This is a genomic window from Demequina sp. NBRC 110052 (assembly GCF_002090075.1).
In the GTDB taxonomy this organism is placed as follows: Bacteria; Actinomycetota; Actinomycetes; order Actinomycetales; family Demequinaceae; genus Demequina.
This window is the reverse complement of sequence record NZ_BBRI01000002.1, coordinates 1,095,310-1,118,574: the sequence shown is the minus strand read 5'-3', so window position 1 is coordinate 1,118,574 and position 23,265 is coordinate 1,095,310. Positions and strand designations below refer to the sequence as shown.

The window sequence follows — 23,265 nt, the reverse complement described above, 5'->3', positions numbered from 1 at the left end:
AGGAACCTTGAGCAACGAGAACATCGACGAGGCCGTGGACGAGACCGTCGCGCCCGCCGTGGACGAGGCGACCCTCGAGGACGCCCCGGTCGACGCCGTCGTCGAGTCCGACGACGACACCGTCCCCGGCGAGGTCGAGCCCGCCGCCGAGGAGGCGGCCGTGGCCGAGGTCGAGGAGCCCGCTGCGGATGCGCACGAGGACTTGATGGCCTCCCTGCGCATGCAGGAGGGCGACTGGTACGTCGTGCACAGCTACTCGGGCCACGAGAAGCGCGTCAAGCAGGCGATCGAGCACCGTCGCGAGAGCCTCAACATGGAGGACTACATCTTCCAGGTCGAGGTGCCGATGGAAGAGGTCGCCGAGATCAAGAACGGCCAGCGCAAGAAGGTCGTGCGCGTCCGGATGCCCGGATATGTGCTCGTGCGCATGTACCTCACGGACGAGTCGTGGGGCACCGTGCGCAACACCCCTGGCGTGACCGGCTTCGTCGGCCACGCGCACCAGCCCGTGCCGCTCACGCTGGACGAGGTCTACGGCATGCTCGTCACGCCCGAGGCCGCGGCCCCGGCAGAGGCCGGCACCAGTGCCGCGCCCAAGCAGCAGGTCGAGGTCGACTTCGAGATCGGTGAGTCGATCACCGTCATCGACGGTCCCTTCGCGACTCTGCCCGGCACCATCTCCGAGATCAGCGTGGAGAGCCAGAAGCTCCACGTCCTCGTCTCCATCTTCGGCCGGGAGACCCCGGTCGAGCTGTCGTTCAACCAGGTGCAGAAGCTCTAGTCGAACGATGACCCCGGCGGCCCGCCAGCCGCCACCAAGCAAGTAAAGGACCCGAAAAACATGGCAGCCCCTAAGAAGAAGGTTGCCGGCCTGATCAAGCTTCAGATCCAGGCCGGAGCCGCGAACCCCGCTCCGCCCGTCGGCCCCGCACTGGGCCAGCACGGCGTGAACATCATGGAGTTCTGCAAGGCCTACAACGCGGCCACCGAGTCGCAGCGAGGCAACATCATCCCGGTGGAGATCACGGTCTACGAGGACCGCTCCTTCACCTTCATCACGAAGACCCCGCCCGCGTCGCAGCTCATCAAGAAGGCTGCCGGCGTCGCCAAGGGCTCGGGCGTCCCGCACACCCAGAAGGTCGGCTCGCTGACCGACGCCCAGGTGCGCGAGATCGCCGAGATGAAGATGGCAGACCTCAACGCCAACGACATCGACGCCGCGGCGAAGATCATCGCTGGCACCGCCCGCTCCATGGGCATCACGGTCGAGTAGACCGCACCAGACATCTCAGTGGGAGGGGCCGCGCTGGCCCGCCACCACGACTGCAAAGGAAGAAGCAGATGACCAAGCGCTCCAAGGCTTACCGCGACGCAGCCCAGCTCGTCGACCGCAGCCAGCTGTACACCCCCCTCGAGGCTCTGCGCCTCGCCCAGAAGACGGGCTCCAAGAAGACCGACTCGACCATCGACGTCGTCTTCAAGCTCGGCGTCGACCCGCGTCACGCCGACCAGGCCGTCCGCTCCACCGTCATCCTGCCCCACGGCACCGGCAAGACCGCTCGGGTCCTGGTCTTCGCCAACGGTGACAAGGCGGATGCGGCACGCGAGGCAGGCGCCGACATCGTCGGCGGCGACGAGCTCATCGAAGAGGTGGCCGGTGGCCGCCAGGACTTCGACGCCGTCGTGGCGACGCCCGACCTCATGGGCAAGGTGGGTCGCCTGGGCCGCGTGCTCGGCCCGCGCGGCCTCATGCCGAACCCCAAGACCGGCACCGTGACCATGGACGTCGCGAAGGCCGTGTCCGAGATCAAGGGTGGAAAGATCGAGTTCCGCGTCGACAAGCACGCGAACCTCCACACCCTCGTGGGCAAGGCGTCGTTCGGCGACGAGAAGCTCCTCGAGAACTTCCAGGCGATCCTCGACGAGGTCCTCCGTGTGAAGCCCTCGGCTTCGAAGGGCCGCTACATCGTCAAGGCCTCGATCTCCGCGACCCAGGGTCCCGGCATCCCGATCGACGCGCAGGCGAAGTCGGAGGCGTAAGGCTCTCTCGCGTCGGCCCGGCCCCAGTGAGGGGCCGGGCCTTCGTGCATCCTGCGCCCTCGCGTCGGGCATTTGCCACACGCCCGACGCTCGGGTAAAGTTGACCTGCCCAAGACCGCCGGTCGTCGGGCCCGGTTCGCCGGGAACGACCGAAGCTCCGCGATGCGGGGACCAGCGCAGGTGAGACTGAAGCGCCATGTGCGCGAACCCTTGGGCGGCCCTGTGTGGCCGCCCTTCGTGCGTTCGCCCGCGTGAGCGCATGAGGCCCCGCCCGCGCGGGGCCTTTCGCGTTTCCGGAGCGGGTGCCGGTGGTCGACTTTCCAGGAAGGACAAACATGGCGACGCCAGACAAGGTGACCGCGGTCAAGGAGCTCTCGGACCAGTTCCGCGACTCCTCCGCCGTGCTGCTCACCGAGTACCGCGGCCTGTCGGTTCCGCAGCTCGCTGAGCTGCGCGGCAAGCTTCGCGGCGAGGCGACCTACGTGGTCGCCAAGAACACTCTGACGGCGCTCGCGGCCAAGGACGCCGGAGTGGAGGGTCTCGATGACCTCCTCGTCGGCCCCACGGCCATCGCGTTCGTCACCGGTGACCCGGTGGCGGCTGCGAAGGGTCTGAAGGCTTTTGCCAAGGAGAACGACAAGCTCGTCATCAAGGGCGGCGTTCTCGACGGCAACGTGATCTCGGAGTCCGAGATCATGAAGCTGGCCGACCTCGAGTCCCGCGAGGTTCTGCTCGCCAAGGCTGCCGGCGCCATGAAGGCGTCGCTCTTTGGTGCTGCATACCTGTTCCAGGCGCCGCTCGCTCAGGCAGCGCGCGCCGTCGACGCCCTGCGTGCGAAGCAGGAAGACGCGGCCTGACGGCCGCACCCCCGTTAGATCACCTCTGCTTCCAGCAGGCAAACAGTAAGGAATACCACCATGGCTAAGCTCACCACCGAGGAGCTCATCGAGCAGTTCAAGGAGCTCTCGCTCATCGAGCTGTCGGAGTTCGTGAAGGCGTTCGAGGAGACCTTCGAGGTCACCGCCGCTGCCCCGGCCGCCGCCGTCGTCGCCGCCGCCCCCGCGGGCGAGGCCGCCGCCGAGGTCGAGGAGAAGGACGAGTTCGACGTCATCCTCGCCGCCGTCGGCGACAAGAAGATCCAGGTCATCAAGGAGGTGCGCGCGCTCACGTCGCTCGGCCTCGGCGAGGCCAAGGCTCTGGTCGACGAGGCCCCGAAGCCCGTCCTCGAGGGCGCCAAGAAGGAGGACGCCGAGAAGGCCAAGGCTCAGCTCGAGGCCGCCGGCGCCACCGTCGAGCTCAAGTAGCGCTCGGCAGGCACAGCCTGCGCTCGGCTCGACCGAGCACACGCGACGGGGTCGGGTCCGTGAGGACCCGGCCCCGTTCGCCTTGCCACGCGTCGCGAACCGCGAGCGCGGCAGATCACATTTCTCCACCGACACGCGTGCCGCTCTTGACGCACCTCGCGCGCAAGTGGACAATCCCGCGATTTCCGATTAGTCTAGCGACTTGCGCTGTCTTTTGCCCTGCCCTCAGATGCCTACCCGGCGTGCGTCCGTCTCATGACGGGATCGCCCCGGGGTCCGGTGGAGCCGCGGCTGGACGACGTGTACACGCACGATCATCACAGGGAAGGACCCGCCCTTGGCTGCCTCGCGCACCCCTTCGGCCACCGCCATCGCCAACCGTTCCGCATCCCGCCGCATCTCCTTCGCACAGCTGGCTGAGCCCATCGAGGTCCCGAACCTCATTGGCCTCCAGACCGAGTCCTTTGACTGGCTCCTGGGCAACAGCGTGTGGCAGGAGCGCGTCGCAGCCGCCAAGAAGGCCGGCCGCAACGACGTCCCGGAGGTTGCCGGACTCGAGGAGATCTTCGAGGAGATCTCGCCCATCGAGGACTTCGGCCAGACGATGTCGCTGAGCTTCTCGGACCCCTACTTCGAGGAGCCGCGCCACACTCCCGACGAGTGCAAGGAGAAGGACTTCACCTACTCCGCGCAGCTGTTCGTCACCGCGGAGTTCATGAACAACACCACCGGCGAGATCAAGTCGCAGACGGTCTTCATGGGCGACTTCCCGCTCATGACCGAGCGCGGCACGTTCATCGTCAACGGCACCGAGCGCGTCGTCGTGTCGCAGCTCGTGCGCTCGCCCGGCGTGTACTTCGAGCGCACCCCCGACAAGACGTCCGACAAGGACATCTTCACCGCCAAGGTGATCCCGTCGCGCGGCGCGTGGCTCGAGTTCGAGATCGACAAGCGTGACGCCGTGGGCGTGCGCGTCGACCGCAAGCGCAAGCAGTCGGTGACGCTGTTCCTCAAGGCACTCGGCCTCACCGACGAGCAGATCGCCGAGGAGTTCGCGGACTACCCGGCCGTGCTCGAGACGCTCGCGAAGGACACCGTGCACTCGCAGGAGGAGGCCCTCGTGGACCTCTACCGCAAGCTGCGTCCGGGCGAGCCCCCGACGGTCGAGGCGGGCCAGAACCTGCTCGACAACTTCTACTTCAACGCCAAGCGCTACGACCTCGCGAAGGTCGGCCGCTTCAAGCTCAACAAGAAGCTCGGCGTCGGCAAGGAGCTGAACGACTCGACGCTGTCGATCGACGACATCGTCGCCACGGTCAAGTACATCGCCGCGGCGCACGCGGGCCAGAGCTCGATGAAGGTCGGCGACGTGGACGTCCACGTCGAGACGGACGACATCGACCACTTCGGCAACCGTCGCATCCGCGCGGTGGGCGAGCTGATCCAGAACCAGATCCGCACGGGCCTGTCGCGCATGGAGCGCGTGGTGCGCGAGCGCATGACCACGCAGGACGTCGAGGCGATCACGCCCCAGACGCTCATCAACACGCGTCCGGTCGTCGCCGCCATCCGCGAGTTCTTCGGCACCTCGCAGCTGTCGCAGTTCATGGACCAGAACAACCCGCTCGCGGGTCTGACCCACAAGCGCCGCCTCTCGGCGCTCGGCCCCGGTGGTCTGTCGCGTGACCGCGCCGGCATGGAGGTCCGTGACGTCCACCCGTCGCACTACGGCCGCATGTGCCCGATCGAGACCCCTGAGGGCCCGAACATCGGCCTCATCGGCTCGCTCGCGTCGTTCGGTCGGATCAACCCGCTCGGCTTCGTCGAGACCCCGTACCGCAAGGTCGTCAAGGGTCAGGTCACTGACGCCGTCGACTACCTGACGGCGGACGACGAGGACCGCTTCGTGATCGCGCAGGCGAATGCCGGCCTCGACGCGAAGGGCTTCTTCTCCGAGGACCGCGTTCTCGTGCGCGCCAAGGGTGGCGAGGTCGAGTTCGTCCCCGCGGACGCCGTGGACTACATGGACGTCTCGCCGCGCCAGATGGTGTCGGTCGCGACGGCCCTGATCCCGTTCCTCGAGCACGATGACGCCAACCGCGCGCTCATGGGTGCGAACATGCAGCGCCAGGCGGTGCCGCTGGTCCGCTCCGAGGCGCCGCTCGTCGGCACCGGCATGGAGCGCCGCGCCGCGATCGACGCCGGCGACGTGATCGTCGCGTCGAAGGCGGGCGTCGTGACCGAGGTCTCGTCCGACCTCGTGACCGTCGCCAACGACGACGGCACGACCGGCTCGTACAAGGTCGCGAAGTTCCAGCGCTCCAACCAGGGCACCAGCTACAACCAGCGCGTCGTCGTCGACGAGGGTGCTCGCGTCGAGGTGGGCTCCGTGATCGCGGACGGCCCGGCGACCGACGAGGGCGACCTCGCGCTCGGCCGCAACCTCCTCGTGGCGTTCATGTGCTGGGAGGGCCACAACTACGAGGACGCGATCATCCTGTCGCAGCGCCTCGTGCAGGACGACGTCCTCAGCTCGATCCACATCGAGGAGCACGAGGTCGACGCCCGCGACACCAAGCTGGGCCCGGAGGAGATCACCCGCGACATCCCGAACGCCTCGGAGGAGGTGCTCGCCGACCTCGACGAGCGCGGCATCGTCCGCATCGGCGCCGAGGTCCGCGCGGGCGACATCCTCGTCGGCAAGGTCACCCCGAAGGGTGAGACCGAGCTGACCCCGGAGGAGCGCCTGCTGCGCGCGATCTTCGGCGAGAAGGCTCGCGAGGTGCGCGACACGTCGCTCAAGGTCCCCCACGGCGAGCAGGGCACCGTCATCGGCGTCCGCGTGTTCACCGAGGAGGACGGCGACGACCTGCCCGCAGGCGTCAACCAGCTCGTGCGTGTCTACATCGCGCAGCGTCGCAAGATCCAGGAGGGCGACAAGCTCGCCGGCCGCCACGGCAACAAGGGCGTCATCTCGACGATCCTGCCGGTCGAGGACATGCCGTTCCTCGAGGACGGCACCCCGGTCGACGTCATCCTCAACCCGCTGGGCGTGCCAGGCCGCATGAACGTCGGCCAGGTGCTCGAGACCCACGCGGGCTGGGTGGCCAAGAACGGCTGGGACGCGACCGATGCGAAGGGTGAGTGGACCGACCGCCTGCCCGACGCGGCGCGCAAGGCCGAGCCCGGCAATCCGATCGCGACCCCGGTCTTCGACGGTCTGCACGAGGACGTCCTCGACGGCCTCCGCGAGCACGTCAACCCGAACCGTGACGGCGACCGCCTGGTCGGTCCCAACGGCAAGGCGCGTCTGTTCGACGGCCGCTCGGGCGAGCTGTTCCCGGAGCCGGTCACCGTCGGCTACAAGTACATCCTTAAGCTGCACCACCTCGTGGACGACAAGATCCACGCGCGCAGCACGGGTCCGTACTCGATGATCACGCAGCAGCCGCTGGGCGGTAAGGCCCAGTTCGGTGGCCAGCGCTTCGGCGAGATGGAGGTGTGGGCCCTCGAGGCCTATGGCGCCGCCTACGCCCTGCAGGAGCTGCTCACGATCAAGTCCGACGACGTCACCGGTCGTGTCAAGGTCTACGAGGCCATCGTCAAGGGGCAGAACATCCCCGAGCCGGGCCTGCCGGAGTCCTTCCGCGTGCTGATGAAGGAGATGCAGTCGCTGTGCCTGAACGTCGAGGTCCTCGGCGTGGACGGCCAGGTGGTCGAGATGCGCGAGACCGACGAGGACGCGTACCAGGCCGCCGAGTCGCTCGGCATCTCCCTGTCCAGCCGCCCCGACGCCTCGAGCGTCGACGAGATCTGAATCTTCGAAGGTAAGGAATCGACACAGTGCTCGACGTGAACGAGTTCGGCGACCTGCGCATCGGCCTGGCGACCGCGGAGGACATCCGCACCTGGTCGCATGGCGAGGTGAAGAAGCCCGAGACCATCAACTACCGCACCCTCAAGCCTGAGAAGGACGGACTCTTCTGCGAGAAGATCTTCGGCCCCACCCGCGACTGGGAGTGCGGCTGCGGAAAGTACAAGCGCGTCCGCTACCGCGGCATCGTCTGCGAGCGGTGCGGCGTGGAGGTCACGCGCTCCAAGGTGCGCCGTGAGCGCATGGGCCACATCGAGCTCGCCGCTCCCGTGACCCACATCTGGTACTTCAAGGGCGTGCCGTCGCGCCTCGGCTACCTCCTGGACCTGGCTCCGAAGGACCTCGAGAAGGTCATCTACTTCGCGGCCTACATGGTCACCGAGGTGGACGAGGACGGCCGTCACGAGGACCTTCCCCAGCTCCGCAACGAGCTCGAGAAGGAGAAGAAGGCCATCGCGAACCAGCGCGACGTGGACATCAACAACCGCGCCGAGAAGCTGGAGAAGGACCTCGCCGAGCTCGAGGCCGAGGGCGCCAAGGCCGACGTGAAGCGCAAGGTCAAGGACGGCGCCGAGCGCGAGATGGCGAACCTGCGCAAGCGGGCCGACGCCGAGATCGAGCGCCTCGACACCGTGTTCGACCGCTTCGCGAACCTCAAGGTCCAGGACCTCGAGGGCGACGAGCTCCTCTACCGCGAGCTCTCGCGCCGCTACGGCTCGTACTTCAAGGGCTCGATGGGCGCCGAGGCGATCCAGCGTCGTCTGCAGGACTTCGACCTCGAGACCGAGGCCGTGAACCTGCGCGAGATCATCGCCAACGGCAAGGGCCAGCGCAAGACGCGTGCCCTGAAGCGCCTCAAGGTCGTCAACGCGTTCCTCACGACCACCAACTCGCCCACGGGCATGGTGCTCGACGCGGTGCCGGTCATCCCGCCGGACCTGCGTCCCATGGTGCAGCTGGACGGTGGCCGCTTCGCGACCTCCGACCTCAACGACCTGTACCGCCGCGTCATCAACCGCAACAACCGCCTCAAGCGCCTGCTCGACCTCGGTGCCCCCGAGATCATCGTGAACAACGAGAAGCGCATGCTGCAGGAGGCTGTGGACGCGCTGTTCGACAACGGCCGTCGCGGCCGCCCGGTCACGGGCCCCGGCAACCGTCCGCTCAAGTCGATCTCCGACATGCTCAAGGGCAAGCAGGGTCGCTTCCGTCAGAACCTGCTCGGCAAGCGCGTCGACTACTCGGGCCGTTCGGTCATCGTGGTCGGCCCGCGCCTGCAGCTGCACCAGTGCGGTCTGCCCAAGCAGATGGCGCTCGAGCTGTTCAAGCCGTTCGTGATGAAGCGCCTCGTGGAGCTCAACCACGCGCAGAACATCAAGTCGGCCAAGCGCATGGTCGAGCGCTCGCGCTCCGAGGTGTGGGACGTGCTCGAGGAGGTCATCCGCGAGCACCCGGTGCTGCTGAACCGCGCACCGACCCTGCACCGTCTGGGCATCCAGGCGTTCGAGCCTCAGCTCGTCGAGGGCAAGGCCATCCACCTGCACCCGCTCGTCTGCGGCGCGTTCAACGCCGACTTCGACGGTGACCAGATGGCTGTGCACCTGCCCCTGAGCGCGGAGGCGCAGGCCGAGGCCCGCATCCTCATGCTCTCGAGCAACAACATCCTGAAGCCCTCGGACGGTCGCCCGGTGACCATGCCGTCGCAGGACATGATCATCGGCCTCTACCACCTGTCGCTGCTCAAGCCGGGCTCGAAGGGTGAGGGTCGCGTGTTCGGCTCGGAGTCCGAGGCGATCATGGCGCTCGACACGGGTGACATCACCCTCAACACCGAGATCCAGCTGCGCGTGGACGGCGACACCGTCCCGCCGAACGGCTGGGTCGCGCCCGAGGGCCACGTCGAGGGCGAGCCGTTCCTGCTCACGACGACGCTGGGTCGCTCGCTGTTCAACGGCCTGCTGCCGGTCTCGTACCCGTACGTGAACCGCAACGTCGACAAGAAGGTGCTGGGCGACATCGTCAACACGCTCGCCGAGCGTTACCCCAAGGTCGAGGTCGCGGCGTCGCTGGACGCGCTCAAGGCCGCCGGCTTCCACTGGGCGACCCGCTCGGGCGTGACGATCGCGATCAGCGACGTCGCGACGCCTGCCGCGAAGCAGAGCATCCTCGAGCGTTACGAGGACCAGGCCGCGAAGGTCCAGGACCAGTACGACACGGGTCTGATCACCGACGACGAGCGCCGTCAGGAGCTCATCGAGATCTGGACCCAGGCGACCAACGAGGTCGACCGCGAGATGCGCGCGTCCTTCCCCGAGTACAACACCGTCCACACGATGGTCGGCTCTGGTGCCCGTGGTAACTGGATGCAGGTCCGTCAGATCGCCGGTATGCGCGGCCTGGTGGCGAATCCGAAGGGTGAGATCATCCCGCGTCCGATCAAGTCGAACTACCGCGAGGGCCTCTCGGTCCTCGAGTACTTCATCGCGACGCACGGTGCCCGTAAGGGTCTGGCGGACACGGCTCTCCGTACCGCCGACTCGGGCTACCTGACCCGTCGTCTGGTCGACGTGTCGCAGGATGTCATCGTGCGCGAGGAGGACTGCGGCACCGAGCGTGGCCTCACCATGCCGATCGTCGAGACCCTCGCCTCGGGCGAGCGCGTCAAGCACGACCGCGTGGAGACCTCGGTCTTCGCCCGCACCCTGGCGACCGACGTGCTCGACAAGGACGGCAACGTCGTGGCGAACGCGGCCACCGACATCGGCGATGTGATCCTCGATGCGCTGATCGCAGCGGGCGTGGACGAGGTCAAGGTCCGCTCGGTCCTGACCTGTGAGTCCGCCGTGGGCACGTGCGCCAAGTGCTACGGCCGTTCGCTCGCGACGCGTGAGCTGGTGGACATCGGCGAGGCGGTCGGCATCATCGCCGCCCAGTCGATCGGTGAGCCCGGCACGCAGCTGACGATGCGTACGTTCCACACCGGTGGTGTGGCGTCCGCTGACGACATCACGCAGGGTCTGCCGCGTGTCCAGGAGCTCTTCGAGGCCCGCACCCCCAAGGGTGAGGCCCCGATCTCCGAGGTCGCGGGCGTGCTCAAGGTCGACGACTCGGAGGCCACGCGCCGCCTGGTCATCACGCCCGACAACGGCGATGAGCCCATCGAGTACCCGGTCACCAAGCGTGCCCGCCTGCTGGTCCAGGACGGCGAGTCCGTCTCGGTCGGCCAGCAGCTGGTCGCTGGTGCGGTGGACCCGAAGAACGTGCTGCGCATCCTCGGCCCGCGTGCGGCTCAGAAGCACCTGGTCGACGAGGTGCAGAACGTGTACCGCTCGCAGGGTGTGGAGATCCACGACAAGCACATCGAGGTCATCGTGCGCCAGATGCTGCGTCGAGTGACCGTGCTCGACTCGGGCGACGCCCAGCTGCTGCCGGGTGAGCTCGTCGAGCGCGCCCGCTTCGAGCAGGCGAACCGTGCGACCGTCGTCGCGGGTGGCAAGCCCGCCTCGGCCCGTCCGGAGCTCATGGGCATCACGAAGGCGTCGCTCGCGACCGACTCGTGGCTGTCCGCGGCCTCGTTCCAGGAGACCACGCGCGTCCTCACGGAGGCGGCGATGTCCGGCAAGTCGGACCCGCTGATCGGCCTCAAGGAGAACGTCATCCTCGGAAAGCTCATCCCCGCGGGCACCGGTCTGCAGCAGTACCGGACCGCCACGGTGGAGCCCACCGAGGAGGCCAAGGCCAACCTGTTCCCGACCTTCGGGTACGAGGAGTGGGACGGTCAGTACTTCTCCGAGGGCACCGGCGAGGCCGTGCGTCTCGAGGAGTTCGACATCCCGCGCGACTAGTCGCGCGCCGCGTCGAGGGCCCGGTCACCCGCAAGGGTGGCCGGGCCCTCGCGCGTGTCACGGGCGCCCGCCCGACGCGCGAGAGGGGTCAGGAGCACGGCGAGCGTGGGACTCGGGCTCAGTCGAGGAAGACGTCCGGGAACAGCGCTTCGTCTGGGGTGCCGGGCACCGCCGCGTAGGCGGACAGGTCCGTGACGCCGGACTCGGCGAGCACGTCCTCGACGATGAGTGAGCGTCCGCTGACCTCGGCGGCGGGTCGCGTGAGCACCTCGATCGCCGCGTCGGCATAGATCTCTGGGGTCCGGCTGACGGCCATGATCCGGTCGCCGCCGAGGATGTTCTGCACGGCGGCGGTCGCGATCGTGGTGCGCGGCCACAGCGTCGTCGCCGCCAGGCCCGCGCCGGCGAACTCGGCGGCGATGCCGAGGGTCGCCATCGTCATCCCGTACTTGGCCATCGTGTAGGCCGTGTGAGCGCCGAGCCAGCGTGGGCTGAGGTTCAGCGGGGGAGACAGGGACAGGATCCTCGCGTGGGGTGACTCGCGCAGGTGCGGCACTGCCGCGCGGGACAGCATGAACGTGCCGCGCACATTGATGTCCTGCATGAGGTCGTAGCGCCCAGGGTCGAGGTCGAGCGTGCCCCTGAGGTCGATCGCGCTCGCGTTGTTGATCACCACGTCGAGCCGACCGAACGCGTCGATGGCGGTCGCGACCGCGCGCGCGACGTCCTCGTCACGCCGGACGTCGCCGACGACGGGGCGCGCCTCGCCGCCAGCCGCACGCACCGCATCGGCCGCCGTGTGGACGGTGCCTTCCAGCCGGGGGTGCGGGGCGTCGGTCTTGGCGAGCATGACGATGTTCGCGCCCTGCCGCGCGGCGGCGACAGCGATCGCCAGCCCGATGCCGCGGCTGCCGCCAGACATCAGCACGGTGGCGTCCCGCAGCGAGGGAGACTGGCGCGCGCTCATCGCTCACGCCCCGCGGTGCGCGCCCGGGAGGCCTCGGCGAACGCGGCGATCCGGTCCTGCGCCTCGTGGCTCGCGAATGCCGCGCCGATCGTCGCGGCCTCGTCGTCGAAGCTCGCCGACCGTGGCCGCGTGGCCCCGGCGTGCACCAGCCGCTTCGCCTGGCCGAGCGCCCTCCACGGGCCCGCCGCCCACGCGGCGGCGACGTCGTAAGCGCGGGCGCGCGGATCGTCCGCGATCTCCGCGACCATGCCCCAGTCGAACGCTCGATCGGCATCGAGCACGGTGTCCGAGAGAAGAAGCTGAAGCGCGCGCCTGCGCCCGACCGCGTCGGTCAGGAGGGTCGAGACGCCGAGGTCCGGAGTCAGCCCCACGTTGGCGTACTTCGCCATCACCTTGAGGTCCCGTCCCGCGACCACATAGTCTGCGGCGAGCATGACCCCGATGCCACCTCCTGCGACCGCGCCGTGCGCCGCCGAGACGATGGGGAGCGCCGAGCCGACCAGTGCCCCGATGCCGTCATGGATCGTCTCGGCCATCCGCGTCACCTCGGCCCCGGACGCCCTCGCGCCAGCCATCGCAAGGACGTCGCCGCCCGCGCAGAACGCAGGCCCCTCGCCCTCGAGCACGATCGCGCGGACTGACGACGACCGGGTCGCGTCGAGCGCGGCGTCGCGGAACGCCTCGCCGGCCTCGAAGTCGATGGCGTTGAGTCGTGCGGGCCGGTCCAGCACGAGGCGGGCCACGCCGCCCTCGACCGTCAGTCGCACCGAGTCGGACATGGCTCTCCTCCCGCGCGAGTCCTCGTCGACCCGCACCTGTGCATCGTGTCACGGCGCTCCGCCAAGTACCCGATACTCGAGCCGATCCGCACTCCTAGACTGCGGGGATGGCCGCTCTCACCGTTCCGCTCCAGCTGCGCTGGTCCGACCTCGACGCGTACGGCCACGTCAACAACGTGGCGATCGTCGGGCTTCTCGAGCAGGCGCGCGTGCTTGCGTTCTGGAGCGACGAGGACCCGATCCTTCCCCCACTGACGGCCTCCGCCTCCGTCTGGGTGCTCGTGGCGGACGTGCACGTGAAGTACAGGCGCCCGATCGACCACCGGACCGGGCCGATCGAGGCGCAGGTGTCGGTGTCTCGCATCGCGGGCGCCAGCTTCGTGATCGAGTATGCGCTGATCGTGGACGGCGTGGTCTGTGCCGCCGCGAGCACCACCATGGCGCTCGTCGACGGCGCCTCGGGAACGCCGGTACGGGTGTCGCCCGAGCTCGCCGAGCGTCTGAGAGGCTTCTCCGCCTGAGCTGGACGGAGGCCGGAGGATGCCCCGACACGCGCGTCGGGCGTGCACGCAGGGGCACGAACGCGCTAAGGTGCGGCTCGAACCTGTACGGCAGGGCGGGCGCGACGAGGCGCCGGTGGCCCCGCGGCTTTGACGACGCGCGTCCGCACGGGTACAGTAGACATTCGTGCCAGCCGCGCGTGGGGTTCCGCGCGCGCCCGCGGGCGTGAACACCAAGAATGGGACGACACGCCCGGGCGCGGGGGTCGGACCACCGACCACCAGTGAGACAAACAGACGGAGATAAGTAGTGCCTACGATCCAGCAGTTGGTCAGGAAGGGCCGCCACCCCAAGGCGACCAAGACCAAGACCCCGGCTCTGAAGTCGAGCCCGCAGCGTCGTGGCGTGTGCACTCGCGTGTACACCACCACCCCCAAGAAGCCGAACTCGGCCCTGCGCAAGGTCGCGCGTGTGCGCCTGTCGACCGGCATCGAGGTCACCGCGTACATCCCCGGCGAGGGCCACAACCTCCAGGAGCACTCGATCGTGCTCGTGCGCGGCGGTCGTGTGAAGGACCTCCCCGGTGTCCGCTACCGCATCGTGCGCGGCTCGCTCGACACGCAGGGCGTCAAGAACCGCCAGCAGGCCCGCAGCCGCTACGGCGCGAAGAAGGAGAAGAAGTAGTGCCTCGCAAGGGACCGGCGCCCAAGCGCCCCATCATCAATGACCCCGTCTACGGCGCGACCGTCGTCACCCAGCTGATCAACAAGATCCTGCTGGACGGCAAGAAGTCCGTCGCCGAGGCCATCGTCTACGACGCACTCGAGGGCGTTCGCGAGAAGTCGGGTCAGGACCCCGTCGTCGTGCTCAAGCGCGCGCTCGACAACATCCGCCCCGCGCTCGAGGTCCGCTCCCGCCGCGTCGGTGGTGCCACCTACCAGGTGCCGGTCGACGTGCGCCCCGTGCGTGCGACCACCCTCGCGCTCCGCTGGCTCGTGGACTTCTCGCGCCAGCGCCGTGAGCACACCATGACTGAGCGCCTCATGAACGAGATCCTCGACGCGTCCAACGGCCTCGGCGCCGCGGTGAAGCGTCGCGAGGACATGCACAAGATGGCCGAGTCGAACAAGGCGTTCGCGCACTACCGCTGGTAGTCGCTGCCCGCTCGACGGAAACCCAAGGAGAACCACTCGTGGCACAGGACGTGCTCACGGACCTGAACAAGGTCCGCAACATCGGCATCATGGCCCACATCGATGCCGGCAAGACCACCACCACCGAGCGCATCCTGTTCTACACGGGTGTGAACTACAAGATCGGTGAGACCCACGACGGTGCGTCGACGACCGACTGGATGGAGCAGGAGCAGGAGCGCGGCATCACCATCACCTCCGCCGCGGTGACCTGCTTCTGGGACAACAACCAGATCAACATCATCGACACCCCGGGTCACGTCGACTTCACGGTCGAGGTGGAGCGTTCGCTGCGAGTGCTCGACGGCGCCGTCGCGGTCTTCGACGGCAAGGAGGGCGTGGAGCCCCAGTCCGAGACCGTGTGGCGCCAGGCCGACAAGTACGACGTCCCCCGCATCTGCTTCGTCAACAAGATGGACAAGCTCGGCGCGGACTTCTACTTCACCGTCGACACGATCGTCAACCGCCTCGGCGCGCGTCCGCTGGTCATCCAGCTGCCAATCGGTGCCGAGAACGACTTCGTCGGCATCGTCGACCTCGTCGAGATGAACGCCAAGGTCTGGCCCGGCGACGCCAAGGGTGACGTGACCATGGGCGCCTCGTACGAGACCACCGAGATCCCGGCCGACCTCAAGGACAAGGCCGAGGAGTACCGCGCGGCCCTGCTCGAGACGGTTGCCGAGGCCGACGACGAGCTGCTCGAGAAGTACCTGGGCGGCGAGGAGCTCACGCTCGCCGAGATCAAGGCCGGCATCCGCAAGATGACCATCGCCTCGGAGATCTACCCGGTGCTGTGCGGCTCGGCGTTCAAGAACCGCGGCGTGCAGCCGATGCTCGACGCGGTCATCGACTACCTCCCGGCCCCCATGGACGTGCCCGCCATCAAGGGTCACGACGCCAAGGACCCCGAGGTCGAGATCGAGCGCCACGCCGACGCGACCGAGCCCTTCGCGGCTCTCGCGTTCAAGGTGGTCGCGCACCCGTTCTTCGGTCGCCTCACCTACGTCCGCGTGTACTCGGGCCACCTCGAGACCGGCGCCCAGGTCGTCAACTCGACCAAGGGCAAGAAGGAGCGCATCGGAAAGCTCTTCCAGATGCACGCCAACAAGGAGAACCCGGTCGAGACGATCCAGGCGGGTCACATCTACGCGGTGATCGGCCTCAAGGACACCACCACGGGTGACACGCTGTGCAACCCGGACCACCAGGTCGTCCTCGAGTCCATGACCTTCCCGGAGCCCGTCATCGACGTGGCGATCGAGCCCAAGACCAAGGGTGACCAGGAGAAGCTGTCGACCGCCATCCAGAAGCTCGCCGAGGAGGACCCCACCTTCCGCGTGCGTCTGGACGAGGAGACCGGCCAGACCGTCATCGGCGGCATGGGCGAGCTCCACCTCGACATCATCGTCGACCGCATGCGTCGCGAGTTCAAGGTCGACGCGAACGTCGGCAAGCCGCAGGTCGCGTACCGCGAGACCATCCGCAAGACGGTCGAGAAGTACGACTACACGCACAAGAAGCAGACCGGTGGCTCCGGCCAGTTCGCGAAGGTCCAGATCTCGCTCGAGCCCCTCGAGGCCGACTCCGAGGTCCAGTACGAGTTCGTGAACGCCGTGACCGGTGGTCGCGTCCCGCGTGAGTACATCCCCTCGGTCGACGCCGGAATCCAGAGCTCCATGGAGCTCGGCATCCAGGCGGGCTACCCGGTCGTGGGAATCAAGGCCACGCTGCTGGACGGTCAGTACCACGACGTCGACTCCTCGGAGATGGCGTTCAAGATCGCCGGCTCGATGGCCTTCAAGGAGGCCGCGCGCCTCGCGAAGCCCGTGCTGCTCGAGCCGATGATGGCCGTCGAGGTGCGTACGCCCGAGGAGTACATGGGCGACGTCATCGGCGACATCAACTCTCGCCGCGGCCAGATTCGCCAGATGTCCGACGCCCAGGGCGTCAAGGTCATCGACGCGCTGGTGCCGCTGTCGGAGATGTTCGGTTACGTCGGAGACCTGCGTTCCAAGACGTCGGGTCGTGCGGTGTACTCGATGTCGTTCGACAGCTACGCAGAGGTCCCCAAGGCAGTCGCCGAGGAGATCATCGCCAAGACCCGGGGCGAGTAGTCCCACCGGTCGGAAAAACAAGTAAGAATAGCGACCAGTAGGGATGAAGCCCCCGATGGCGACGAGCCATCGATCGGACTAGCATTCTTACCCGAGTCTCATCAATTCAGGAGGAACACCTCATGGCTAAGGCCAAGTTCGAGCGGTCCAAGCCGCACGTCAACATCGGCACCATCGGTCACGTCGACCACGGCAAGACCACGCTGACCGCTGCGATCTCGAAGGTCCTGCACGACAAGTACCCGGACCTGAACCCGTTCACCCCGTTCGAGGACATCGACAAGGCTCCTGAGGAGCGCGAGCGCGGTATCACGATCAACATCGCGCACATCGAGTACGAGACCGAGAAGCGCCACTACGCGCACGTTGACGCTCCGGGTCACGCCGACTACATCAAGAACATGATCACCGGTGCCGCCCAGATGGACGGCGCGATCCTCGTGGTCGCGGCGACCGACGGCCCCATGGCCCAGACGCGCGAGCACGTGCTGCTCGCCAAGCAGGTCGGCGTGCCCTACCTGCTCGTCGCGCTGAACAAGGCCGACATGGTTGACGACGAGGAGATCCTCGACCTCGTCGAGATGGAGGTCCGCGAGCTGCTGTCGTCGCAGGGCTTCGACGGCGACAACGCCCCCGTCATCAAGGTCTCGGCGCTCAAGGCGCTCGAGGGCGACGCGGAGTGGGTCAAGACCGTCGAGGAGCTCATGACGGCCGTGGACGAGAACGTCCCCGAGCCCGTGCGTGACATGGACAAGCCCTTCCTCATGCCGATCGAGGACGTCTTCACGATCACCGGTCGTGGCACCGTCGTCACCGGCAAGGTGGAGCGCGGCAAGCTCAAGATCAACTCGGACGTCGAGATCCTCGGTATCCGTGAGCCGCAGAAGACCACCGTCACCGGCATCGAGATGTTCCACAAGTCGATGGATGAGGCGTGGGCCGGCGAGAACTGCGGTCTGCTGCTCCGCGGCACCAAGCGTGAGGACGTCGAGCGTGGCCAGGTCGTGGTCCAGCCCGGCACCACCACGCCGCACACCTCGTTCGAGGGTCGCTGCTACATCCTGAACAAGGACGAGGGTGGCCGCCACAACCCGTTCTACACGAACTACCGCCCGCAGTTCTACATCCGTACGACGGACGTGACCGGCGTCATCTCGCTGCCCGAGGGCACCGAGATGGTGATGCCCGGTGACACCACCGACATGACCGTCGAGCTGATCCAGCCCATCGCCCTCGAGGAGGGCCAGGGCTTCGCGATCCGCGAGGGTGGCCGCACCGTTGGTTCGGGCACCGTCACCAAGATCCTGAAGTAACTTCAGCGTCTTTCAGCCAAGCGGGGGTCCGGCTCAGGCCGGGCCCCCGCTTCGCTGTGCGGAGCAGCTCGAGGCGGGGCGACGGGCCAATACCACGTCCTGTATCCTGGAGTGCGCTCGACATGCGGATCCGTGTTTGCACGGAGGCCGCAGATCTGGCACAATATTCAGGTTGCCTATTGCGGGCAGCCAACACCACCCACGAGTCGCCGAGAACACGGGCGGACGCGCGTCCAGGATGCGCGACACGCCCGAGCGCGGGGGTCGGGGGTGGAGACCATAGCTGTACGAGAGAAAAGGCAGAACCACGCCATGGCGGGACAGAAGATCCGCATCCGGCTGAAGAGCTATGACCACGAGGTCATCGACTCCTCCGCCCGCAAGATCGTCGAGACGGTCACGCGTGCCGGCGCGTCGGTGGTCGGCCCCGTGCCGCTCCCGACCGAGAAGAACGTGTTCTGTGTGATCCGTTCGCCCCACAAGTACAAGGACTCCCGCGAGCACTTCGAGATGCGCACCCACAAGCGCCTCATCGACATCGTGGACCCGACCCCGAAGGCTGTCGACTCGCTCATGCGTCTCGACCTCCCCGCGGTCGTCAACATCGAGATCAAGCTCTAGAGCTTCATTAAGGACCCTTCACCATCATGACTACGACTTCCAATGCCCAGCGCAATGTCACTGCGCTGCTTGGTACGAAGCTGGGCATGACGCAGGTGTGGGACGACGAGGGCCGTGTCGTGCCCGTCACCGTCGTCCAGATCGACACCAACGTCGTGACCCAGGTGCGGACCGCTGACGCGGACGGCTATGAGGCTGTCCAGCTCGCGTTCGGCTCCGTCGACCCGCGCCGCGTCACCAACCCCCTCAAGGGCCACTTCGAGAAGGCTGGCGTGACCCCGCGCCGTCACGTCGCCGAGGTGCGCACCGGAAACGCCGCCGAGTTTTCGCTCGGCCAGGAGCTCACCGTCGAGGTGTTCGAGGCCGGCCAGAAGGTCGACGTCACGGGCACCACGAAGGGCAAGGGCACCGCCGGTGTCATGAAGCGCCACGGCTTCAAGGGTGTGGGCGCGTCGCACGGTGCGCACCGCAACCACCGCAAGCCAGGTTCCATCGGCGGCGCCTCGACGCCCTCGCGCGTGTTCCGCGGCCTCAAGATGGCCGGCCGTATGGGCAACGAGCGCAAGACGGTGCAGAACCTGACCATCCACTCGGTCGACGCCGAGAAGGGCCTGCTGCTCGTCAAGGGCGCGGTTCCCGGCAACAAGGGCGGCGTCGTGCTCGTGCGCAACGCTGTGAAGGGTGCGTGAAACCATGGCTGACACGCTGACTGTCGACGTCGTCGACGCGAAGGGCAAGAAGGCCGGCACTGCCGACCTTCCCGCCGAGGTCTTCGACGTCGTCACGAACGTCCCGCTGATCCACCAGGTCGTCGTCGCCCAGCGCGCCGCGGCCCGTCAGGGCACGCACGCCACCAAGACCCGCGGCGAGGTCCGCGGCGGTGGCCGCAAGCCTTACAAGCAGAAGGGCACCGGTCGCGCCCGCCAGGGCTCGACCCGCGCGCCGCAGTTCGCCGGCGGTGGCACGGTCCACGGCCCGCAGCCGCGTGACTACGCTCAGCGCACGCCCAAGAAGATGAAGGCCGCCGCGCTGCGTGGCGCGCTCTCGGACCGCGCTCGCGCGGGCCGCGTGCACGTCCTCGCCTCGCTGGTCGCGGGCGACGTTCCGTCGACCAAGGCCGCCCTGGCCGCCGTCGCTGGCGTGACCGCCGGTCGCTCCGCCCTCGTGGTGCTCGAGCGCACGGATGTCACGGCCTGGAAGTCGCTGCGCAACGTCGCCGACGTCCACGTGATCGCGGTCGACCAGCTCAACACGTACGACGTGCTCGTGAACGACGACACGGTGTTCACCTCGGGTGCTCTCGAGGCGTTCCTCGCCGGACCTGCCACGGGCAAGTCCGCGAAGGCCGTCGCGACCGAGTCCGAGGCGGAGGAGAACTGACCATGACCGCGCTCAACAAGGACCCCCGCGACATCCTCATCCGCCCCATCGTGTCGGAGAAGAGCTACGGGCTGATGGACGAGGGCAAGTACACCTTCGAGGTGGACCCCCGCGCCAACAAGACCGAGATCAAGATCGCCGTCGAGCAGATCTTCGGTGTCAAGGTCGCGTCCGTGAACACCATCAACCGCAAGGGCAAGGCGCGTCGCACGCGCTTCGGGCTCGGCAAGCGCAAGGACGTCAAGCGCGCGATCGTCACCGTCGGTGACGGCGAGGCGCTCGACATCTTCAGCGGCCGGGTCGGCTAGTAAGGCAAGGAACAGGACCCATGGCTATTCGCAAGTACAAGCCGACGACTCCGGGCCGCCGCGGCTCGTCCGTCGCCGACTTCGTCGAGGTGACCCGTTCGGAGCCCGAGAAGTCGCTCGTCCGCCCGCTGCACAAGAAGGGCGGCCGCAACAACACCGGTCGCATCACCACCCGTCACCAGGGTGGCGGTCACAAGCGCGCCTACCGCGTGATCGACTTCCGTCGTCACGACAAGGACGGCGTGCCCGCGACCGTCGCGCACATCGAGTACGACCCCAACCGCACGGCGCGTATCGCGCTGCTGCACTACGCGGACGGCGAGAAGCGCTACATCATCGCGCCGGAGAAGCTGGCGCAGGGCGCGGTCGTCGAGGCCGGTGCCGGTGCTGACATCAAGCCCGGCAACAACCTGCCGCTGCGCAACATCCCGACCGGTACGGTCATCCACGCCATCGAGCTCAAGCCGGGTGGCGGCGCGAAGATCGCACGCTCGGCCGGTGCGTCGGTGCAGCTCGTCGCCAAGGACGGTCCCTACGCGCAGCTCCGCATGCCGTCGGGCGAGATCCGCAACGTGGATGCGCGCTGCCGCGCCACGATCGGCGAGGTCGGCAACGCCGAGCAGTCGAACATCAACTGGGGCAAGGCCGGCCGCATGCGCTGGAAGGGCAAGCGCCCGACCGTCCGTGGTGTCGTCATGAACCCGGTGGACCACCCGCACGGTGGTGGTGAGGGCAAGACCTCCGGTGGTCGTCACCCGGTCTCGCCGTGGGGCAAGCCCGAGGGCCGCACCCGCAAGGCAAACAAGGAAAGCGACAAGCTCATTGTTCGTCGCCGCAAGACTGGCAAGAACAAGCGTTAAGGAGCACCTGAGACATGCCTCGCAGTTTGAAGAAGGGCCCCTTCGTCGACGACCACCTTCAGAAGAAGGTGGATTCGCAGAACGAGGCGGGCACCAAGAACGTCATCAAGACCTGGTCGCGCCGCAGCGTCATTACGCCGGACTTCCTGGGTCACACCTTTGCCGTGCACGACGGCCGCAAGCATGTCCCGGTGTTCGTCACCGAGTCGATGGTCGGCCACAAGCTGGGCGAGTTCGCCCCGACGCGCACGTTCAAGGGCCACGTCAAGGACGACCGCAAGGGCCGCCGCTAAGGCGCCTGAGCGTAGGTAAGAGGAGTTAGAGATGGAAGCCAAGGCGCAGACGCGGTACCTCCGCGTGACCGCCCAGAAGGCTCGCCGCGTCGTGAACCTCGTCCGTGGTCAGAACGCCGTCGAGGCTGCGGCCTCGCTGAAGTTCCAGCCGCAGGCGGTCGCCACCGACGTGCGCAAGCTCATCGAGTCCGCTGTCGCGAACGCTCGTGTCAAGGCCGAGCAGGCCGGCGAGCGCTTCGACGAGAGCGAGCTCATCGTCAAGGAGATCTTCGTGGACGAGGGACCGACCATGAAGCGCATCCAGCCGCGCGCCCAGGGTCGTGCCAACCGCATCCTGAAGCGTTCGTGCCACATCACCGTCACCGTCGCGACCCCGGTCGCCGTCAAGGAAGGGGTGTAACCCGATGGGCCAGAAGGTCAACCCCCACGGCTACCGCCTGGGCATCACCACCGACCACCGGTCGCGCTGGTTCGCCGACTCGACCAAGGCCGGCGAGCGCTACCGCGACTACGTGAACGAGGACGTCAAGATCCGCAAGCTCATGTCGCGCGGCCTCGAGCGCGCAGGCGTCTCCAAGGTGGAGATCGAGCGCACGGGCGGCCGCGTCCGCGTGGACCTCCACACCGCGCGTCCGGGCATCGTCATCGGTCGCCGCGGCGCCGAGGCGGACAAGCTCCGCTCGAACCTCGAGAAGCTCACCGGCAAGCAGGTGCAGCTGAACATCCTCGAGGTCAAGAACGCCGAGGTCGACGCTCAGCTCGTCGCCCAGGGCATCGCGGAGCAGCTCGCGTCGCGCGTGTCGTTCCGCCGTGCCATGCGCAAGGGCATCCAGTCCGCGCTGCGCGCCGGTGCCAAGGGCATCCGTGTGCAGTGCTCGGGTCGTCTCGGCGGCGCCGAGATGTCCCGCTCGGAGTTCTACCGCGAGGGCCGTGTGCCGCTGCACACGCTCCGCGCGAACATCGACTACGGCTTCTTCGAGGCCCGCACCACGTTCGGCCAGATCGGCGTGAAGGTGTGGATCTACAAGGGCGACATGACCGAGAAGGAGTGGGCGGCCGAGCAGGCCAAGGCTCCGCGTCCGCAGCGCGGTCGCGGTGGCGACCGTCGCGGCCCGCGTCGCGACTCCGCTCCGCGTGCCGAGGCGCCTCGCGCCGAGGCCGCCGCCGAGGCCCCCGCGGCCGAGGCAGGGAAGGAAGGCTAGGGACATGCTGATCCCCCGTCGAGTGAAGTACCGCAAGCAGCACCACCCGAAGCGTTCGGGCGCTGCGACGGGCGGCACCGAGGTGTCGTTCGGCGACTTCGGCATTCAGGCTCTCGAGCCCGCCTACGTCACCAACCGCCAGATCGAGGCGGCCCGTATCGCGATGACCCGCCACATCAAGCGTGGCGGAAAGGTCTGGATCAACATCTACCCGGACCGTCCGCTGACCAAGAAGCCCGCTGAGGTCCGTATGGGCTCCGGTAAGGGCTCGCCCGAGTGGTGGGTGTCCAACGTCAAGCCGGGCCGCGTGCTCTTCGAGCTCGCCGGCGTGCCGGAGGAGCTGGCCCGTGAGGCCATGCGTCGTGCGCAGCACAAGCTGCCCATGAAGACCCGTTTCGTGACTCGTGAGGGTGGTGACATCTGATGGCTATCGGTACCAAGGGACTCATGCCCACCGAGCTGGACGCCATGGAGGACGAGCGCCTCGTGGAGGAGCTGAAGAAGGCCAAGGAGGAGCTGTTCAACCTGCGCTTCCAGTCGGCCACCGGTCAGCTCGAGAACCACGGCCGCCTCAAGGCGGTCAAGCGCGACATCGCCCGCATCTACACCATCCTGCGCGAGCGCGAGCTCGGCATCCGCACCGCCCCCACGGCGAAGTAAGAGGTAAGAAG

General features: G+C 67.7%; 24 protein-coding genes. 22 read left to right on the top strand and 2 right to left on the bottom strand.

Translation table 11 applies throughout. From position 1 onward, the window contains the following. The first annotated feature begins 7 nt into the window (after positions 1-7). From nusG to B7K21_RS05390, 7 genes are all read left to right on the top strand, one after another. A complete protein-coding gene (nusG, locus tag B7K21_RS05420) occupies positions 8-781 on the top strand; it encodes a transcription termination/antitermination protein NusG (RefSeq protein ID WP_084074175.1) in 774 nt (257 codons plus the stop codon). A 60-nt stretch (positions 782-841) separates the two neighbouring features. After that, a complete protein-coding gene (gene rplK, locus B7K21_RS05415) occupies positions 842-1,273 on the top strand; it encodes a 50S ribosomal protein L11 (RefSeq protein ID WP_084074174.1) in 432 nt (143 codons plus the stop codon). A gap of 68 nt (positions 1,274-1,341) precedes the next feature. Then, a complete protein-coding gene (gene rplA / locus B7K21_RS05410; RefSeq protein ID WP_084074173.1) occupies positions 1,342-2,040 on the top strand; it encodes a 50S ribosomal protein L1 in 699 nt (232 codons plus the stop codon). A gap of 335 nt (positions 2,041-2,375) precedes the next feature. Then, positions 2,376-2,897 (top strand): 50S ribosomal protein L10, encoded by a 522-nt coding sequence (rplJ, locus tag B7K21_RS05405; protein ID WP_084074172.1) that lies wholly within the window; start codon positions 2,376-2,378, stop codon positions 2,895-2,897. Between the two features lie 60 nt (positions 2,898-2,957). After that, positions 2,958-3,344, top strand: coding sequence for a 50S ribosomal protein L7/L12 (gene rplL / locus B7K21_RS05400; protein ID WP_084074171.1), 387 nt, complete (start codon positions 2,958-2,960; stop codon positions 3,342-3,344). 337 nt (positions 3,345-3,681) lie between these two features. Next, positions 3,682-7,161: a DNA-directed RNA polymerase subunit beta gene (rpoB, locus tag B7K21_RS05395; RefSeq protein ID WP_084074170.1), complete on the top strand. Its 3,480-nt coding sequence runs from the start codon at positions 3,682-3,684 to the stop codon at positions 7,159-7,161. A 26-nt stretch (positions 7,162-7,187) separates the two neighbouring features. After that, positions 7,188-11,063, top strand: coding sequence for a DNA-directed RNA polymerase subunit beta' (locus tag B7K21_RS05390; protein WP_084074169.1), 3,876 nt, complete (start codon positions 7,188-7,190; stop codon positions 11,061-11,063). Between the two features lie 118 nt (positions 11,064-11,181). Here B7K21_RS05390 and B7K21_RS05385 read toward each other — a convergent pair whose 3' ends face one another. Together B7K21_RS05385 and B7K21_RS05380 are read right to left on the bottom strand one after the other, a co-directional pair. After that, positions 11,182-12,030 carry an NAD(P)-dependent oxidoreductase gene (locus B7K21_RS05385; RefSeq protein WP_084074168.1) on the bottom strand — a complete coding sequence of 283 codons (849 nt, stop codon included), beginning with the start codon at positions 12,028-12,030 and terminating at the stop codon, positions 11,182-11,184. Then, entirely contained in the window at positions 12,027-12,809 is a 783-nt protein-coding gene (locus B7K21_RS05380) for an enoyl-CoA hydratase/isomerase family protein (RefSeq protein ID WP_084074167.1), read from the bottom strand. Before B7K21_RS05380 ends, B7K21_RS05385 begins: the two co-directional genes overlap by 4 nt. Before the next feature lie 107 nt (positions 12,810-12,916). Here B7K21_RS05380 and B7K21_RS05375 point away from each other — a divergent pair, with 107 nt between their 5' ends. The 15 genes from B7K21_RS05375 to rpmC all read left to right on the top strand — a co-directional run bounded on the left by B7K21_RS05375 (position 12,917) and on the right by rpmC (position 23,254). Further along, a complete protein-coding gene (locus B7K21_RS05375) occupies positions 12,917-13,330 on the top strand; it encodes a thioesterase family protein (RefSeq protein ID WP_084074166.1) in 414 nt (137 codons plus the stop codon). 289 nt (positions 13,331-13,619) lie between these two features. Beyond that, on the top strand, positions 13,620-13,994 hold the full coding sequence (gene rpsL / locus B7K21_RS05370) for a 30S ribosomal protein S12 (RefSeq protein ID WP_084074165.1): 375 nt from the start codon (positions 13,620-13,622) through the stop codon (positions 13,992-13,994). After that, positions 13,994-14,464, top strand: a complete 471-nt coding sequence (gene rpsG, locus B7K21_RS05365) for a 30S ribosomal protein S7 (protein WP_084074164.1) — start codon at positions 13,994-13,996, stop codon at positions 14,462-14,464. Before rpsL ends, rpsG begins: the two co-directional genes overlap by 1 nt. Before the next feature lie 38 nt (positions 14,465-14,502). Beyond that, a complete protein-coding gene (gene fusA / locus B7K21_RS05360; RefSeq protein ID WP_084074163.1) occupies positions 14,503-16,617 on the top strand; it encodes an elongation factor G in 2,115 nt (704 codons plus the stop codon). A gap of 122 nt (positions 16,618-16,739) precedes the next feature. Beyond that, on the top strand, positions 16,740-17,930 hold the full coding sequence (gene tuf / locus B7K21_RS05355; protein WP_084074162.1) for an elongation factor Tu: 1,191 nt from the start codon (positions 16,740-16,742) through the stop codon (positions 17,928-17,930). A gap of 312 nt (positions 17,931-18,242) precedes the next feature. After that, the gene (gene rpsJ / locus B7K21_RS05350; protein ID WP_062200749.1) at positions 18,243-18,551 is read left to right on the top strand and encodes a 30S ribosomal protein S10; all 309 of its coding nucleotides are present in this window, start codon (positions 18,243-18,245) and stop codon (positions 18,549-18,551) included. 26 nt (positions 18,552-18,577) lie between these two features. Next, the gene (gene rplC / locus B7K21_RS05345) at positions 18,578-19,240 is read left to right on the top strand and encodes a 50S ribosomal protein L3 (RefSeq protein WP_084074161.1); all 663 of its coding nucleotides are present in this window, start codon (positions 18,578-18,580) and stop codon (positions 19,238-19,240) included. A 4-nt stretch (positions 19,241-19,244) separates the two neighbouring features. Next, the gene (gene rplD, locus B7K21_RS05340) at positions 19,245-19,931 is read left to right on the top strand and encodes a 50S ribosomal protein L4 (protein WP_084074160.1); all 687 of its coding nucleotides are present in this window, start codon (positions 19,245-19,247) and stop codon (positions 19,929-19,931) included. Between the two features lie 2 nt (positions 19,932-19,933). Continuing rightward, entirely contained in the window at positions 19,934-20,239 is a 306-nt protein-coding gene (gene rplW / locus B7K21_RS05335) for a 50S ribosomal protein L23 (protein WP_084074159.1), read from the top strand. A gap of 20 nt (positions 20,240-20,259) precedes the next feature. After that, the gene (gene rplB, locus B7K21_RS05330; protein ID WP_084074158.1) at positions 20,260-21,099 is read left to right on the top strand and encodes a 50S ribosomal protein L2; all 840 of its coding nucleotides are present in this window, start codon (positions 20,260-20,262) and stop codon (positions 21,097-21,099) included. Positions 21,100-21,113: 14 nt separating this feature from the next. Continuing rightward, entirely contained in the window at positions 21,114-21,392 is a 279-nt protein-coding gene (gene rpsS, locus B7K21_RS05325) for a 30S ribosomal protein S19 (protein ID WP_084074157.1), read from the top strand. Positions 21,393-21,423: 31 nt separating this feature from the next. Continuing rightward, positions 21,424-21,792: a 50S ribosomal protein L22 gene (gene rplV, locus B7K21_RS05320; RefSeq protein WP_084074156.1), complete on the top strand. Its 369-nt coding sequence runs from the start codon at positions 21,424-21,426 to the stop codon at positions 21,790-21,792. Positions 21,793-21,796: 4 nt separating this feature from the next. Then, positions 21,797-22,594, top strand: a complete 798-nt coding sequence (gene rpsC, locus B7K21_RS05315) for a 30S ribosomal protein S3 (protein WP_084074155.1) — start codon at positions 21,797-21,799, stop codon at positions 22,592-22,594. 4 nt (positions 22,595-22,598) lie between these two features. Beyond that, on the top strand, positions 22,599-23,018 hold the full coding sequence (gene rplP / locus B7K21_RS05310) for a 50S ribosomal protein L16 (protein ID WP_084074154.1): 420 nt from the start codon (positions 22,599-22,601) through the stop codon (positions 23,016-23,018). Further along, a complete protein-coding gene (gene rpmC / locus B7K21_RS05305; RefSeq protein ID WP_084074153.1) occupies positions 23,018-23,254 on the top strand; it encodes a 50S ribosomal protein L29 in 237 nt (78 codons plus the stop codon). The genes rplP and rpmC overlap by 1 nt, the downstream gene beginning before the upstream one ends. Positions 23,255-23,265 lie beyond the last annotated feature (11 nt).

Excerpts from the sequence above, each read along its gene's own strand:
- rplK (WP_084074174.1), top strand. The coding sequence starts at position 842 with ATGGCAGCCCCTAAGAAGAAGGTTGCCGGCCTGATCAAGCTTCAGATC.
- rplA (WP_084074173.1), top strand. The coding sequence starts at position 1,342 with ATGACCAAGCGCTCCAAGGCTTACCGCGACGCAGCCCAGCTCGTCGAC.
- rplJ (WP_084074172.1), top strand. The coding sequence starts at position 2,376 with ATGGCGACGCCAGACAAGGTGACCGCGGTCAAGGAGCTCTCGGACCAG.
- rplL (WP_084074171.1), top strand. The coding sequence starts at position 2,958 with ATGGCTAAGCTCACCACCGAGGAGCTCATCGAGCAGTTCAAGGAGCTC.
- B7K21_RS05385 (WP_084074168.1), bottom strand. The coding sequence starts at position 12,030 with ATGAGCGCGCGCCAGTCTCCCTCGCTGCGGGACGCCACCGTGCTGATG.
- B7K21_RS05380 (WP_084074167.1), bottom strand. The coding sequence starts at position 12,809 with ATGTCCGACTCGGTGCGACTGACGGTCGAGGGCGGCGTGGCCCGCCTC.
- B7K21_RS05375 (WP_084074166.1), top strand. The coding sequence starts at position 12,917 with ATGGCCGCTCTCACCGTTCCGCTCCAGCTGCGCTGGTCCGACCTCGAC.
- tuf (WP_084074162.1), top strand. The coding sequence starts at position 16,740 with ATGGCTAAGGCCAAGTTCGAGCGGTCCAAGCCGCACGTCAACATCGGC.
- rpsJ (WP_062200749.1), top strand. The coding sequence starts at position 18,243 with ATGGCGGGACAGAAGATCCGCATCCGGCTGAAGAGCTATGACCACGAG.
- rplC (WP_084074161.1), top strand. The coding sequence starts at position 18,578 with ATGACTACGACTTCCAATGCCCAGCGCAATGTCACTGCGCTGCTTGGT.
- rplD (WP_084074160.1), top strand. The coding sequence starts at position 19,245 with ATGGCTGACACGCTGACTGTCGACGTCGTCGACGCGAAGGGCAAGAAG.
- rplW (WP_084074159.1), top strand. The coding sequence starts at position 19,934 with ATGACCGCGCTCAACAAGGACCCCCGCGACATCCTCATCCGCCCCATC.
- rplB (WP_084074158.1), top strand. The coding sequence starts at position 20,260 with ATGGCTATTCGCAAGTACAAGCCGACGACTCCGGGCCGCCGCGGCTCG.
- rpsS (WP_084074157.1), top strand. The coding sequence starts at position 21,114 with ATGCCTCGCAGTTTGAAGAAGGGCCCCTTCGTCGACGACCACCTTCAG.
- rplV (WP_084074156.1), top strand. The coding sequence starts at position 21,424 with ATGGAAGCCAAGGCGCAGACGCGGTACCTCCGCGTGACCGCCCAGAAG.
- rpsC (WP_084074155.1), top strand. The coding sequence starts at position 21,797 with ATGGGCCAGAAGGTCAACCCCCACGGCTACCGCCTGGGCATCACCACC.
- rplP (WP_084074154.1), top strand. The coding sequence starts at position 22,599 with ATGCTGATCCCCCGTCGAGTGAAGTACCGCAAGCAGCACCACCCGAAG.
- rpmC (WP_084074153.1), top strand. The coding sequence starts at position 23,018 with ATGGCTATCGGTACCAAGGGACTCATGCCCACCGAGCTGGACGCCATG.